The sequence below is a fragment of the Klenkia sp. AC732 genome, assembly GCF_979256525.1.
Genome location: NZ_CEEDOS010000106.1, coordinates 1 through 293 on the forward strand (window position 1 = coordinate 1; position 293 = coordinate 293).

The 293-nt window shown below is 76.8% G+C and carries 1 pseudogene; it reads right to left on the bottom strand.

Annotated elements, in window-relative coordinates:
• Positions 1-264: pseudogene (locus tag AC0IVP_RS21870) on the bottom strand (adenosine deaminase); the annotation flags it as partial.
• Positions 265-293 lie beyond the last annotated feature (29 nt).

Sequence of the window (293 nt, forward strand, 5' to 3'; positions counted from 1 at the left end):
GGCGACCCGGTGCACGGCCTCGGGGGTCTGCATGACCCCGACGGTGTGCGCGAAGGTCTCCAGGTAGCGGCCCAGCGAGCCGGAGTCGGCGGCCTGCCGGAACCAGGCACCCAGGGACTCCGCGTCCTGTGCGGGCAGCGCGGTGTCGCCCACGGCGTCGGCCAGCTCGAGCACGGTCTGCGGCCGCAGCCCGCCGTCCAGGTGGTCGTGCAGCAGCCCCTTGGGGGCGCGGGCGAGGGTCTCCGGGGTCAGCGGCGCGGGCATCCGCAGGACGCTACCCGCCCCGGGTGGAC